15 protein-coding genes and 2 riboswitches are annotated in these 13682 nt (G+C 40.2%); of the genes, 13 read left to right on the forward strand and 2 right to left on the reverse strand.

Features of this window, described 5'->3' with window-relative positions; translation table 11 throughout:
• Positions 1-127: 127 nt before the first annotated feature.
• Positions 128-2008: an LTA synthase family protein gene (locus tag EEJ45_RS01560; RefSeq protein WP_124563017.1), complete on the reverse strand. Its 1881-nt coding sequence runs from the start codon at positions 2006-2008 to the stop codon at positions 128-130.
• Between the two features lie 229 nt (positions 2009-2237).
• Here EEJ45_RS01560 and EEJ45_RS01565 point away from each other — a divergent pair, with 229 nt between their 5' ends.
• Both EEJ45_RS01565 and lysA read left to right on the forward strand, forming a co-directional pair.
• Positions 2238-2591 carry a DUF3888 domain-containing protein gene (locus EEJ45_RS01565; RefSeq protein WP_380018060.1) on the forward strand — a complete coding sequence of 118 codons (354 nt, stop codon included), beginning with the start codon at positions 2238-2240 and terminating at the stop codon, positions 2589-2591.
• 74 nt (positions 2592-2665) lie between these two features.
• Positions 2666-2843, forward strand: a riboswitch (Lysine riboswitch).
• 172 nt (positions 2844-3015) lie between these two features.
• A complete protein-coding gene (gene lysA / locus EEJ45_RS01570; protein ID WP_124563018.1) occupies positions 3016-4332 on the forward strand; it encodes a diaminopimelate decarboxylase in 1317 nt (438 codons plus the stop codon).
• Positions 4333-4605: 273 nt separating this feature from the next.
• Here lysA and EEJ45_RS01575 read toward each other — a convergent pair whose 3' ends face one another.
• Positions 4606-5058, reverse strand: coding sequence for a GRP family sugar transporter (locus EEJ45_RS01575; protein ID WP_124563019.1), 453 nt, complete (start codon positions 5056-5058; stop codon positions 4606-4608).
• 188 nt (positions 5059-5246) lie between these two features.
• Positions 5247-5351, forward strand: a riboswitch (SAM riboswitch).
• Between the two features lie 103 nt (positions 5352-5454).
• On the opposite strand from EEJ45_RS01575, the gene EEJ45_RS01580 reads away from it, so the two are divergent.
• The 11 genes from EEJ45_RS01580 (at position 5455) to EEJ45_RS01630 (ending at position 13517) form a co-directional block, all read left to right on the forward strand.
• Positions 5455-5568 (forward strand): YezD family protein, encoded by a 114-nt coding sequence (locus EEJ45_RS01580; RefSeq protein WP_245999815.1) that lies wholly within the window; start codon positions 5455-5457, stop codon positions 5566-5568.
• 83 nt (positions 5569-5651) lie between these two features.
• Positions 5652-6335: a phosphoadenylyl-sulfate reductase gene (locus EEJ45_RS01585; protein ID WP_124563020.1), complete on the forward strand. Its 684-nt coding sequence runs from the start codon at positions 5652-5654 to the stop codon at positions 6333-6335.
• Positions 6336-6535: 200 nt separating this feature from the next.
• The gene (gene sat / locus EEJ45_RS01590; RefSeq protein WP_124563021.1) at positions 6536-7696 is read left to right on the forward strand and encodes a sulfate adenylyltransferase; all 1161 of its coding nucleotides are present in this window, start codon (positions 6536-6538) and stop codon (positions 7694-7696) included.
• Entirely contained in the window at positions 7693-8286 is a 594-nt protein-coding gene (gene cysC, locus EEJ45_RS01595; RefSeq protein ID WP_124563022.1) for an adenylyl-sulfate kinase, read from the forward strand. The genes sat and cysC overlap by 4 nt, the downstream gene beginning before the upstream one ends.
• Before the next feature lie 13 nt (positions 8287-8299).
• Positions 8300-9919 carry a nitrite/sulfite reductase gene (locus EEJ45_RS01600; protein WP_124563023.1) on the forward strand — a complete coding sequence of 540 codons (1620 nt, stop codon included), beginning with the start codon at positions 8300-8302 and terminating at the stop codon, positions 9917-9919.
• A gap of 2 nt (positions 9920-9921) precedes the next feature.
• Positions 9922-10140, forward strand: a complete 219-nt coding sequence (locus EEJ45_RS01605; protein WP_124563024.1) for a DUF3906 family protein — start codon at positions 9922-9924, stop codon at positions 10138-10140.
• A 76-nt stretch (positions 10141-10216) separates the two neighbouring features.
• Positions 10217-10981, forward strand: coding sequence for a uroporphyrinogen-III C-methyltransferase (gene cobA / locus EEJ45_RS01610; RefSeq protein ID WP_124563025.1), 765 nt, complete (start codon positions 10217-10219; stop codon positions 10979-10981).
• Positions 10982-11734 carry a sirohydrochlorin chelatase gene (locus EEJ45_RS01615; RefSeq protein ID WP_124563026.1) on the forward strand — a complete coding sequence of 251 codons (753 nt, stop codon included), beginning with the start codon at positions 10982-10984 and terminating at the stop codon, positions 11732-11734.
• On the forward strand, positions 11703-12323 hold the full coding sequence (locus tag EEJ45_RS01620; RefSeq protein ID WP_124563027.1) for an NAD(P)-binding protein: 621 nt from the start codon (positions 11703-11705) through the stop codon (positions 12321-12323). Before EEJ45_RS01615 ends, EEJ45_RS01620 begins: the two co-directional genes overlap by 32 nt.
• A gap of 98 nt (positions 12324-12421) precedes the next feature.
• Positions 12422-12886, forward strand: coding sequence for an NUDIX domain-containing protein (locus EEJ45_RS01625; RefSeq protein ID WP_124563028.1), 465 nt, complete (start codon positions 12422-12424; stop codon positions 12884-12886).
• A 73-nt stretch (positions 12887-12959) separates the two neighbouring features.
• Positions 12960-13517 carry a redoxin domain-containing protein gene (locus EEJ45_RS01630; RefSeq protein WP_124563029.1) on the forward strand — a complete coding sequence of 186 codons (558 nt, stop codon included), beginning with the start codon at positions 12960-12962 and terminating at the stop codon, positions 13515-13517.
• Positions 13518-13682: the final 165 nt, after the last annotated feature.

Raw genomic sequence — 13682 nt, forward strand, 5'->3', positions numbered from 1 at the left:
AGTGTGTTTACTTGGTCAGGTAGCTTTTTAGACGCGCCTGCAGGTTCTTTCTTGGATTTTCTCCCAGGTGATGATTATAAACATTAAGCTATAACATAGCTGAAAATAAGCCGGAGAAAGTCCGGCTTTACTGAAATGAAGTGGTCATTGTGCCTGTTTTACGTTTGTTATGAGCATCAAAGCGAAGTAAATCACCATAAATTAATCTATCCGATAAACTAAGCTCTGTTTTTGCCTTTTCTGCATAAGGAGCACAAAGTGCGCGATCTACGATAGTACCATTTTTGTTATAGCAGATGCCTTTGGTATATGCGTAGTTTTCGGTAATAAAGCTACCGTCTCGCAAAACTGTCATTGCTTCTTGTTCAGCTACGAATAAATCTGTACCAAACTCCATATGATCTTTTGTTTTAATGCCTAGCAGGTGCAAAAGAGTTGGTTTTACATCAATTTGTCCAGACACCTTTGAAATGGTTCGTCCCCTCTGTCCTGGTATATGAATCACAAGTGGAACCCGCTGCAGTGTCAATGTGTCAAATGGTGTAATCTCTTCTTTGCCCAATACTTGAGCCATTGCTGTATTATGGTTTTCTGAAATGCCGTAATGATCACCATAAATGACTATCATGGTGTTATTGTATAGTCCTTCTTCTTTTAATCGCTGTACAAAATATTTAATTGCTTCGTCGGTGTAGCGAACTGTTGGAAAATAGCGGTTTACAATGTCGCTTTCTGAATTATATTCGTCTATATAACGGTCTTTCGATTCTAAAATGAACGGAAAGTGGTTAGTGAGCGTTAAAAATTTTGTATAAAAAGGCTGTGGTAATTCCTTTAAATAGCGTATAGATTGCTCAAAAAAGTCTTTGTCCTTTAAACCCCAACCGACGGAATTTTGCTGTGTTCCTGTAAAATCAGTCTGATTAAAAAAACGATCGTAACCTAGTGCTGGATACATGATGTCGCGATTCCAGAATGTTTTATCATTAGAATGAAATACAGCGGAATAATAACCGTAATCTTTTAACAGCTCCGGCGTTGCCATGTATTCATTGTTAGCATGAGTAAAAAAAACAGATCCTCTGTCGAGCGGATATAAGGAATTTTCAATAATAAATTCCGCATCGGATGTCTTTCCCTGTCCTGTTTGATGGTAGAAATGGTCAAAGTAGTAGCTTTCTTTGATAAAATCGTTTAAAAAGGGAGTCACTTCTTTCCCGTTAATCTTTCTACCGATCACAAAGTTTTGTGTGGATTCCATTGAGATAACAATGACATTTTTTCCTTTGGCTATACCAAATAAGGATTCATCCATATGCTTATCTCGTGCACGAATATAATTTTCAATCTCTACATAGCTATTTGTACTTGCAAACGCGCGTTGTGCTGAGGATCTTGATTGAAGCACGATATCATACAAGTGATAATTATAGAGTCCTAAATTCTTCACCACCATTTCACGATCAAATGAACGAGTAAACAGTGAAGGTTTGTAAAGCTCCGCTGCGGAAACCGTAAGAACACATAATGTAATTACACTGGCAAAATAAGATGTTTTTTCTCGCTTTGTTAGAGGGTCTGTGGAAAAATAATTTGGAAAACTACGAAGTAGCACAAATAAGAGAATAAGATCGCCAAACATCAAAAAGGTTTTATATGTTAGCAGTTCTCGTATGCTTGTGCCTAAATCAGCCATGTTATTTGTTTGAAATAAGACTGGTAACGTGACAAAATCATTGAAAAAGCCGTAAAATATAGCGTTTCCAAATAGTACAAAAGAAAGCAAAGCACTTATGCCCAATATAAAGCGATTACGATGTTTGGTTTGAAACAAGGCAAGGCCAATAAAGAAGAGTAAAGAACTTACAGGGCTAAACAGCAAAATCAGTTCATCCCAGTTGTTTTCAATTTTAATATCAAATGCCAATTTGTATACCACGTATGTTTTAATCCATAATAGAACAACCGCCAAAAGTGTAAACTTTAATTTTGGAAGTAGTCTGTTCATATGTAAACTCCCCCTGCATGGCCTGTTTCTGGACAAGCTATTTGTATAGAGTATTAAGCTTTGAAACAGGATATTCTTCTTTATTCAGTATAGTAGGAAATCTTCTGTATTGCATTATTTTTCTTTACATCGCCTGAGAAGAAATACATATAAGGAGTGAAAGGATAGCAAGGGGTTAAAATAAAAGGGGGGGTTTGAAGTGATGAAGCGATTAACAATTTTATTGTGTATGTGTTTGTATAGTATACCGCTACAAGTAAATGCTGATGCGATGCTTGAAGATGCATTCTTTTCGGTGTTGTTCCCAAAAATAAATGGGGCGCTGGAAAAGCGGTTTGGTGTGCTTAAAAAATATGATTGTCCGAAAATCGTTAGTATGAACAAAATGGTTAACGGTACCTACTTATTTCGTGCAACGCTAGAAGTGATTGTATATGAGCAACAGCCTGGTCAAGAACCAAAACCGCCATTTCAAAAAGTTAGTATAAATTTTAATAATGAGGATGGAGAGTGGGAGGCCAAGGAGCTACAAGTAACAAGCCTTCCTAATTCAACTAAGTTGACTTGTCGTAAGCCTGTATAAAAAAGATTTGACAAACTGATTTTCTATCTGTTATTGTAGGAAGCATCATAAAACAAAATATAACCCTCATCTGATCTCGAAATAGAGGTTGCGACATTTAAGAGTAGTTTGTGTGAGATTTTGTGGAATCGAAGACCGCAGCATGAAAGGAAATGTCGCCGAAGTAAAATGGTTGCCTCAACAACATTTTGCTGGGACTGCATTGAATAAATGTAGGACTGTCACAAGCAATTGTGGAGAACTATGGAGATGTTGATGCGGTTTCTTGTAATAATGATAAGAAACGCGTGTGAACATTGTTCCGCGCGTTTTTTGTTTTATAAAAGAATGATATCGAGTATGACCATGTTTAAATATCCGCATCTTAGTCTGTGGAGCCGAACGAACTGCTTTTGCTTTTCTTACAAAAAAGGGGGAACAACATATGTATTTACACGGAACAAGTAGAGTGAATGAAAAAGGACATTTAGAAATTGGTGGTTGTGATACAACGGAATTGGCAAAAGCCTATGGTACGCCTCTTTACATATACGATGAGGCGTTAATTCGTCAAAAATGCCGAGCATACCACGAAGCGTTTCGCCAAAGTGGTTTTTCTTATCAAGTTGCATATGCGAGCAAAGCATTTTTATGTATGGAGATGTGCCGCTTGGTAGCAGAAGAAAATATGTCTCTTGACGTTGTGTCAGGTGGAGAATTATATACAGCCTTGCAAGCGGGCTTTCCGGCAGAACGTATCCATTTCCATGGTAACAACAAAACAGAAGCTGAGCTTGTGATGGCACTTGAAGCAGGAATTGGTTGTTTTGTAGTAGATAACTTTTTTGAACTGGAAGTACTTCACGATTTAGCCAAAGAGCGTGCTCTCACAGTAAACATTTTATTGCGTGTAACACCAGGGGTCGAAGCTCATACACATGAGTATATCACAACAGGTCAAGACGATTCTAAATTTGGGTTCGGTATTTCAAGTAACCAAGCTTTGCAAGCTATGAAAATGGCCATACTGAAACCCCATTACCATGTCATAGGTATACACTCTCATATTGGATCCCAAATCTTTGAAACCGAGGGGTTTGTAAGAGCGATTGAAGTACTAAGTGCATTTTTGAATATCGTACGTGAGGAAACGGGACATACGATGCAAGTGTTGAATCTGGGCGGTGGATTTGGTATTCGTTATACAGAAGGTGACACACCACTGCCAGTTGCGAGCTATATTCAAGAAGTAACTGATGCAGTTAGAGAACAGTGTACAGCATACAATTATCCATTGCCTGAAATTTGGATTGAACCAGGGCGCAGTATTGTAGGGGACGCAGGAACAACATTATACACAGTCGGCTCTATTAAAGAAGTACCAGGGATTCGAAAATATGTCGCTGTAGATGGTGGCATGACAGATAATATTCGCCCTGCTTTATACAATGCATCATATGAAGCTATGCTTGCCAACCGTGCCAACGAAGCACCAACAGAAACGGTATCTATCGCCGGGAAATGCTGTGAAAGCGGCGATATGCTCATTTGGGACATTCAGCTCCCAACTGTTGCATCTTGGGATTTGTTAGCTGTATCTTGTACAGGAGCATACGGTTATTCTATGGCAAACAATTATAACCGCATTACACGACCAGGCGTAGTGTTTGTAAAAGATGGGAGTGCCCAGGTTGTTGTGGAACGAGAATCATTTGCTGATTTAATTAAAAATGACCGCGTCCGTACACGCGAATTTGTTTAATATATGGCTGTGTTAAAGCCTAATGTTGATAATGGGTACTTGTTGATGTGAGACTCCTGCGGGAAAAGCGAGTCAAAGGGAGGTCACGTAGGCGCATAGCGCTGAGGAGGCTCCTTGACCGCCCGTGGAAAGCGAACCCTGTAACGGAAATCAACAATGAACTTTAACAGAGTCTAATATGTAATAGAAGAAAGCTTGCGCAAATGCGCAAGCTTTTAGTATGCTCCGGAAGAGTATGTCATTTCGTAGCTATTTAAAGCTACCCCATCCAGGTCAAAGTGCATCGTTACGAAGCGCATACTTATTAAATGGTCTATGTTTAATGGAAAAAAGCAATGCTCCGGTTACCATCCCTACGCCTTGTGGTAAAATAGCAGACCAACCGTCAATTTCAAACCAGCGTATGATTACGAAATATGCCAAAAATCCGACTGTAGAAAATAGTAGGAGAAGCAACCCTTTTTTTCGATCACCGCTCTTATTTTTAGGTTTTTCTTTCACTGTAAAAAGTACTTCGATAATAATCAGTGCACTGGCAATACAGCCGATAAAAAAGATAAACCAGGATAGATCTCGTGTTTTGTATAGATATATAACAACGGAAAACAAAAAAGCACCGGATGCTGTACCAAGCAGTTGAGAGCGAGAGTCGCCACCAAGCTTAGTACTGGGCAAAACAAGACTGCCCCAACAAAGAGCTGAAAGCAAAGTCAACAGAAGATCCATAGTGTAAATCTTTTCTTTTTAGTATTAGTTTGACCTAGTGCATATATTTTTTATATGTAGAATGGTATGACATGCCGTATCATCCGTTTATTTCGTTATTACTTACAAGTGTATAAACTGCAAAAATATAAAACTTATCAGAAAAGTTGGATTGCAAAAATTTAGAATTGTGTTACAATAAACTAAATCACTTATCCAGAGAGGCGAAGGGAACTGGCCCGATGAAGCCCGGCAACCTGCGAAAAGCAAGGTGCTACTTCCAGCAAAATGGTACCCATTTTGAAAGATAAGGTAAAATAGTTACCTCAACAGTCTTTTCGAAATGGAAAGATTTTTTTGTTTATTATGGGAAAAGGGGGGGCTGTTTTGGTAGCAGAAGAACAGTATCGAGTGATTATGGAAAAAATTAAATTAATGCTCGACGATATGAAATTCGGATCCATTACACTCATCGTACAAGATGGCAAAGTTATTCAGCTTGAGAAAAACGAAAAAGTTCGCTTGAAGTAAAAGCGCTGACTAGAGAAACTAGAGGCGGTTTTAACCTAAGGGTTAAGACTGCCTCTTTTTTTATATAAAAGGAGGAAGGACGCATGATTACGTATGAAACGTGGGGAAAGCTCCCTTCGTTTTCGGAGGATGATGGTGCAAAAGGAGCACTTTCCGTACTGCGCTGGGCGTATGAAGAATATGGTGAGGATATTGTGTATGCCTGTAGCTTCGGTATAGAAGGAATGGTACTCATTGATCTTATCAGCAAGGTAAAACCGGACGCTAACATTGTTTTTCTTGATACGAATCTTCATTTTAAAGAGACATATGATGTGATTGCAAAAGTAAAGGAGAGATTTCCAAAACTGCGTATCGAGATGAAGCAACCTGCGCTGAACTTACAAGAGCAAGAAGATGCGTACGGACCAAAGTTATGGCAACGTAATCCGAATGCATGCTGTAACATTCGAAAAGTAAAGCCGTTACATGAAGCACTGAGTCAGGGAAAGGCATGGATTTCAGGTTTACGTCGTGAGCAGTCGCCAACGCGAAAAAATACAGAATTTCTCAATCAAGATCATAAGTTTCAGTCCATCAAGGTTTGTCCGCTCATTCATTGGACATGGAAGGACATATGGCGTCATGTACACCGTGAAAATTTGCCTTATAATACATTGCATGATCAGGGGTATTCAAGCATTGGTTGTGAAATGTGTACGCTACCTGCACAAGGAAGAGATGGCAGATGGTCAGGTACGAATAAAACGGAGTGTGGTTTACATTAGAAAACCAAGTAAAACAATTTGAAAACTGTATAAATAAAAAGACTGACATACTTTTCGCATTAGAAAAGAGTGTGTGCAGATGCGTTCAGTACCCAATCGAGGTGCGTGTCTTGTGGGCTAAAAGTTTTTTGTGATTTCGTGATTCTGCTGTTATCATGTCGGAAAAAATCTGCTGTATATGAATAAAGGAGCGAAAAAAGATGAGTCAGATTCTCCCGCACGGCGGTACATTAATTCAATTAGTGGATGAAACGTATGATACGTTTCATATTGAAAAAGAAGTTGAGTTAGATTCAGTGGCACTCAGCGATTTAGAATTAATTGCAACAGGTGCTTATAGCCCGTTGACTGGATTTTTAACGAAAAAGGACTATGACACAGTCGTCAACCATACTCGTCTTGCCAATGGTACTGTTTGGAGTATTCCCATCACGTTGGCTGTTACTCAGGAAAAAGCAGATGAACTACGTGTAGGTGAGCATGTTCGCCTTATAAAAGATGGAATAACATATGGCGTTCTTCAAATCGAAGATATATATACACCGGATAAATTAAAAGAAGCACATTATGTGTATGGAACAAGGGACGAGGCACACCCGGGTGTAAAGCGTGTGTTTAATCGACCTGATGTTAATTTGGGTGGTCGTATCACGCTTGTAAAGCGCGTTCCAAAAGATCAATTTGCATCATATCGATTCGATCCTATTGAAACAAGACAAAAGTTTGCCGAGTTAGGCTGGAGAACAGTGGTAGGGTTTCAAACACGAAATCCGGTACATCGTGCGCATGAATATATTCAAAAGACAGCATTAGAAACAGTAGACGGTCTATTCTTAAATCCACTTGTTGGTGAAACAAAGTCCGACGATATTCCGGCTGATGTTCGTATGGAGAGCTATGAAGTGTTATTGCAAAAGTATTATCCGAAATCTCGTGTGTTTTTAGGAGTGTTTCCAGCAGCTATGCGGTATGCAGGCCCACGTGAAGCAATTTTTCATGCACTTGTGCGTAAAAATTTTGGCTGTACCCATTTTATTGTAGGCCGTGATCACGCAGGAGTTGGTGATTATTATGGCACATACGATGCGCAAAAAATCTTTAGTAATTTTACAGCAGAGGAGATCGGGATTACGACATTGTTCTTTGAAAATAGCTTTTACTGTAATGAGTGTGGTGCAATGGCTTCTGCGAAAACTTGCCCACATGGAGCCGAAAGCCATGTAATTTTATCAGGTACTAAGGTTCGTGAAATGTTGCGAAATGGAGAGATTCCCCCGAGCACATTTAGTCGTCAGGAAGTCATCGAAGTGTTAATTCGTGGATTACGTCGGGAACAGGTTGCTGCTGGAGGTGTCCAATGAGTGAAAACATTATCTGGCACGATGCCTCAGTAACAAAGACAGAACGAAGAAAACAAAACAACCATAACAGCTTTGTACTTTGGTTCACTGGACTATCTGCTTCTGGTAAATCCACTGTAGCAAATGCGGTGGCACGTAAGCTATTTGACGCAAATATCCGTAGCTACGTGCTAGACGGCGATAATGTGCGGCACGGTTTAAATAGGGGGTTAGGTTTTTCCGAAGAAGATCGCAAGGAAAATATTCGTCGCATCGGCGAAGTTGCAAAGCTGTTTGTCGATAGCGGGACTATCGTATTAACAGCCTTCATTTCACCATTTCAAGAAGATAGAAAAACGGTGCGTGATTTACTTGAAGCTGACGAATTTATTGAAGTATTTGTTCACTGTCCGCTAGAAGAATGTGAAAAACGAGATCCGAAAGGTTTATATGAAAAAGCAAGAAACGGTGAAATTAAGCAATTTACAGGAATTGATTCACCGTATGAAGAGCCTGTAAATCCGGAAATTACTCTCCATACGCATGTATATACGGCAGATACGTGTGCGGAGCAGTTGCTGCAGTATTTACGAGACAAACAATACATTTAAGGGGGCGGAAAGTGTGAGCTATGAAAAAACATGGGCGGAGAACCCAAAGCTAAATGAAACAGAGAAAAAGAAGCTTGTCAAAGATGGTCTTGAGATTTATAAAGATATTCCATACTACGCGGAAAATGGATTTGATTCCATTCCAAAAGAACAATGGGATATGTTCAAATGGGCTGGCTTATATTTACAACGGCCAAAAGAAGCAGGGTATTTTATGATGCGTGTCAATGTACCGTCCGGTATCTTAACGAATAATCAGGCTATTGTATTGGCGGAAATTGCAAGAGATTATGGTCGTGACGTTGTGGATATTACAACGCGTCAAGCTATTCAATTTCACTGGCTGCGTATTGAGCAAATTCCTGATATTTTACAGCGACTTGAAAACGCTGGCTTGTCTTCAGCTGGTGCTTGTGGTGATATTACACGTAATATCGTCGGCAATCCACTTGCTGGCATTGATCGAAATGAACTATTTGACACCACTGAAATTGTAAAAGACGTGTACGAGTTTTTCCAATTTAACGAGGAGTTCTCCAACTTACCACGCAAATATAAAATGTCGATTAGCGCTAATACGTACAATGCATCAAACGCAGAAATTAATTGTGTGGCATTTACACCAGCTGTAAAAGATCTAGATGGAACTCGTGTTAATGGCTTTCATGTCAAAGTAGGCGGAGGATTATCAGCGCGTCCATTTTTAGCAAAAACGCTGGATATCTTTATTCGTCCAGAGCAAGTAAAGGATATTGCGATTGCAATTACGACTATTTTCCGTGATTACGGTTATCGTGAAAAACGCCACTTATCTCGTTTAAAATTCTTAGTTGCTGATTGGGGCGTAGATACATTTAAGGAAAAGCTGCTTGAGCTAACAGGTCCATTGCCAGAAAAGGGAGAAGATGCAACGGAAGGATGGAACGCCGGCTATTTTTATGGAGTACATGAACAAAAGCAGGATGGATTATACTACGCTGGTTTTAATGTACCAGTAGGGCGTATGAATGCAAGTGAATTGCTTGAAGTGGCGCGCATTGCAAAAGCATATGGAAATGGTGATATTCGCACATGTAACTCACAAAACTTTTTAATTCCGAATGTGCCAAAAGAGAACATTGAAGCATTGCTACAAGAGCCGTTGTTCCAGCGCATCAACCAACAGCCGCAATCGTTTATCGGTCACGCTGTTTCTTGCACAGGTATCGAATATTGCAATCTTGCTTTAGTAGAAACAAAAGAACGTTTACGTCGCATTGCCACCTATTTGGATGAACAGCTCACATTAGATGTACCAGTTCGTATTCATATGGTAGGGTGTCCTAACTCCTGCGGACAGCGTCAAATTGCTGATATCGGCTTGCAAGGCGTGAAAATGAAAACAGCGGACAAGCGCATGGTAGAAGCCTTTGAATTATATGTGGGGGGAACACTCCTTGACGGCGGAACTTATAATGAGAAGTTAAAAGGAAAGGTTGATGGCGAGCATTTACCAGCCGTCTTGTACGAATTTTTATCTGTATTCAAAACAGAAAAATTGCCAAATGAATCGTTTTTCTCTTATGTGGGTCGCGTTGGTTTAGAGCATCTGCAGCAAAAGCTTGATGATATTCTAGAGGAGGCGGCGGTGTAACGATGGAGCTATATCGTTTTGAGGTGGTGGCTGAAGAGAAAGTGATTCCAGTCATTATTGTTGCTGAAAATGAAGAAAAGGCGTTTCGGGCAGTTGAGGTAGAATTAGAAAAATATTTTTTACGATTACCTGTGATTACAGATATCACCTTATATGAGAAAAAGCGCATTCATAAAAGTGCTGGATATGTAATTTATGAGCAAGAAAATATTTTAATATAAGGCGTTCTTAAATCTCGCTGTGAACAAGCAACGGTGAGATTTAACAGAGTCCACCATAAAAAGTGAGGGGAAGCGTGTGGGAAAGGTATATCTTGTCGGGGCGGGACCGGGGGATCCGGATTTGATTACTGTGAAAGGTTTAAAATGCATTCAAGAAGCAGATGTAATCCTATATGATCGGCTTGTGAATAAGGAGTTACTGACGCACGCAAAGCCCGAAGCTGATTTGATGTATTGCGGTAAATTACCGGATTATCATACGATGCAACAGGAAACAATCAATGCTTTTTTAGTAAAGCTTGCGAAAAAGGGAAAGGTAGTCACACGTTTAAAAGGAGGTGACCCGTTTGTATTCGGACGGGGCGCTGAGGAGGCAGAGGCACTTGTGAAAAATGCAATCCCATTTGAAGTAATTCCAGGTATCACAGCAGGTATTGCAGCTCCTGCATACGCCGGCATTCCAGTTACTCATCGTGAGGCGGGAGCAAGCTTTGCTATCGTTACGGGACATCGACGTGCAGGTGCGGAAGAGCAAACAAAATGGGAAAGTTTAAAAGGTATTGATACGCTAGCAATTTATATGGGCGTGAGCAATTTACCATATATTTGCGGACAACTCATCCATTATGGAAAAAGTGAACAAACGCCGGTTGCTTTGGTGGAATGGGGCACAACTGAAAAGCAACGTACAGTCACAGGAACGCTCGGTACGATTGTGACGATTGCTCAAAAAGAACAGGTACAAAATCCAAGCATGATTATCGTGGGGGAAGTAGTGCGCTTTCGTGAAAAGATCAAATGGTTTGAACAACCACTTCCTTATGCAAGAGAGGCGTTTTAAATGCAAGCTGTATTATACGTATGTCATGGAAGCAGGGTAAAGGAAGCTAATGAACAAGCACGTTTTTTTACCGAGCAAGCGATGAAGCTTGTGGATGCTCCTATACAAGAAGTGTGTTACTTAGAGCTAGCTGCACCTTCAATTGCACAGGGATTTGCTACATGTGTTACAAAAGGAGCGACACGAATTGCTGTTGTACCTGTTTTATTGTTAACAGCTGTTCATGCAAAGGAAGATATTCCTAATGAGCTGCTTCATGTAAAGGAGCAGTATCCGAACGTTACAGTTACGTATGGAAGACCATTTGGCGTTCATAGCAGCATTATAGATATTTTACTAGAGCGTATTGATGTAAACCAAGCGGGAGAGGGAGCGCGAGTTCTACTGGTGGGGCGTGGCAGCAGTGATGCAGATGTGAAACGTGATATGAAACAAATTGCGCAACTCTTAAAAGAAGCGCACCCATTTCAAAGTGTAGAGATCTGCTTTTTAGCCGCCGCCGAGCCACGCTTTGAAGAAGCGCTCAGGACTGCAGCTACAATGCAAACACAACTGTTTGTCGTACCGTATCTCCTTTTTACAGGGTTGTTAATGAAAGGAATGGAACGAGAAGTTCGGCGCTACGGTAATCATGTTGTACTCTGTTCGTACCTTGGTTATCATGCGCATCTGCAACGTATTTTAGCAGAACGAGTAAGTGAAGCGATAAGGGGGGAGGCTTTTGTATCCGATTACAGTGCGTATGGAAGGTAAGAAAGTAGTGGTAGCAGGCGGAGGGAAAGTGGCTTCTTTTAAAATCCGCCTGTTGCTTGAGGCGAAAGCAGATGTAACTGTAGTTAGCAAAGAACTTTGTAGTCCCATCCGAGAGTTAGTAGAGACTAGTCGAGTGCATTGGATTCAAGGGACATATAAGCGAAGCGATTTTAAGGATGCGTTCTTAATCATTGCAGCAACGGACGATAAAGACATAAACATTCGCATTGAACAAGAAGCGAGTGAGCATCAACTTGTAAATGTAATTACGGACCCCGAGCGCGGTAATTGTCATTTTCCAGCAACACTAAAACAGGGAAAGTTACTTATTGCAGTATCTACGGGCGGTGCTAGCCCGAAGCTTGCAAAGCATATTCGCAATCAGTTACAGGAACAGTATAATCACACATATGAGCCGTACTTGGAGTTTTTAAACGAATGTCGTATTCTTATTAAAGAACGTTATGAAGCAAAAGCAGTACGACATCAATTATTGGCGGAAATGCTAGAAGATGAGTATCGTTTATCACTTCAAAAGCAAGAGCAGTTTAAAGAGCGTATTAGATGCGAAACCGTTGATTTGCGGTAACGTGTATATAACAAAGTGCCTATAAACATGGCACTTTTTTTCATTTTGTAGTAAGTTTGTATAGAGAATATATGAGCGACAGATGTAGGGGGGATGGCATGAAGATTCGTAACTCAGCAAAAGCTATCATTATCAAAGATAATCATTTGTTGGTGATACAAAAGCGGGACACCGATGGGGACTTTTATTTATTGATTGGCGGCGGCCAGGAGTTTGGAGAAACATTGCATGAAGCGGTACAGCGAGAGTGCATAGAAGAAGCTGGTATCGAAGTGAAGCCGGGTGATTTGCTATTTGTGAGAGAATATATTGGCAAGTTTCATGAACATGCTGCTTTTGATTCGCATTTACATCAGATGGAGTTTATGTTTTGGTGTGAAGCATTGACGGAGCCTAATAAACAAAGGGCATCACAACTAGATGAGGGGCAGATTGATGTTGTCTGGTTACCACTTGCCGATATTGAAAAGTATCGATTTTATCCACAGGAATTACGAGCTTCATTACGCCAGCGCTTTTTAAATGAAGACGCCGGACGTGTGTATCTCGGCAGTATCAACTGATACATAGTAGTAAAACGGAATAGTAAAGTGCTTGTTTGTATACACTGATAAAAAAAGATAAGGAATGATTTTGATGCTTCGAAAGGCAATAATAGCGCTTGTGTTACTAGCTATGGCAGGGTATGCAGGATACCAGCAGTTTACGAAAGACAAGCAGGTAAAACAAACAATCCAGGCAGAAGAAGCGATGGCAACCGCCGGACCAGAAATCGGTAAGCCAGCTCCGGATTTTGAACTGCAGGCACTAGACGGTTCGAAAGTGAAGCTCTCTGCATTAAAAGGTAAAAAAGTAATTCTTAACTTCTGGGCTACTTGGTGTCCGCCTTGTAAAGAAGAAATGCCAGATATGCAGAAATATTATACTTCTCATCAAAATGATGTAGTGATTGTAGCTGTCAATTATACTGTATCGGAGCGTGCGAAGGGACAAGAGAAAGTTCGTACCTTTGCTAGCGAAAATGGCTTAACTTTCCCGATTTTACTTGATACCGAATCTACTGTCAGCAATATATATAAGGTAATCAGCTTACCGACTTCGTATTTTGTTGATGAAAAAGGTATTGTGCGCCAAAAATATATTGGCCCGATGTCTGAATCTTTTATGGAACAAACAATTAAAAATATGCAGTAAAACCTGTGTTGGCACAGGTTTTTTATTTTGCTCTAGAGAACTACTCACCACTTAGCTTCCCTTGAAATAGGAGGTTTCTTTCGTAATTATGTTAAAGTTTAGACTTTATTCATTTTTATAGGAATTATGTCAAAAATCGGATTAAACTTACTTATTTTGTCTATA

Source organism: Ectobacillus antri, from assembly GCF_003852715.1.
GTDB classification, from domain to species: Bacteria; Bacillota; Bacilli; order Bacillales; family Bacillaceae_G; genus Ectobacillus; species Ectobacillus antri.

Excerpts from the sequence above, each read along its gene's own strand:
- EEJ45_RS01605 (WP_124563024.1), top strand. The coding sequence starts at position 9,922 with ATGGAGCTATATCGTTTTGAGGTGGTGGCTGAAGAGAAAGTGATTCCA.
- sat (WP_124563021.1), top strand. The coding sequence starts at position 6,536 with ATGAGTCAGATTCTCCCGCACGGCGGTACATTAATTCAATTAGTGGAT.
- EEJ45_RS01630 (WP_124563029.1), top strand. The coding sequence starts at position 12,960 with ATGCTTCGAAAGGCAATAATAGCGCTTGTGTTACTAGCTATGGCAGGG.
- EEJ45_RS01615 (WP_124563026.1), top strand. The coding sequence starts at position 10,982 with ATGCAAGCTGTATTATACGTATGTCATGGAAGCAGGGTAAAGGAAGCT.
- EEJ45_RS01575 (WP_124563019.1), bottom strand. The coding sequence starts at position 5,058 with ATGGATCTTCTGTTGACTTTGCTTTCAGCTCTTTGTTGGGGCAGTCTT.
- cysC (WP_124563022.1), top strand. The coding sequence starts at position 7,693 with ATGAGTGAAAACATTATCTGGCACGATGCCTCAGTAACAAAGACAGAA.
- EEJ45_RS01565 (WP_380018060.1), top strand. The coding sequence starts at position 2,238 with ATGTGTTTGTATAGTATACCGCTACAAGTAAATGCTGATGCGATGCTT.
- lysA (WP_124563018.1), top strand. The coding sequence starts at position 3,016 with ATGTATTTACACGGAACAAGTAGAGTGAATGAAAAAGGACATTTAGAA.
- EEJ45_RS01580 (WP_245999815.1), top strand. The coding sequence starts at position 5,455 with ATGGAAAAAATTAAATTAATGCTCGACGATATGAAATTCGGATCCATT.
- EEJ45_RS01560 (WP_124563017.1), bottom strand. The coding sequence starts at position 2,008 with ATGAACAGACTACTTCCAAAATTAAAGTTTACACTTTTGGCGGTTGTT.
- EEJ45_RS01625 (WP_124563028.1), top strand. The coding sequence starts at position 12,422 with ATGAAGATTCGTAACTCAGCAAAAGCTATCATTATCAAAGATAATCAT.
- EEJ45_RS01585 (WP_124563020.1), top strand. The coding sequence starts at position 5,652 with ATGATTACGTATGAAACGTGGGGAAAGCTCCCTTCGTTTTCGGAGGAT.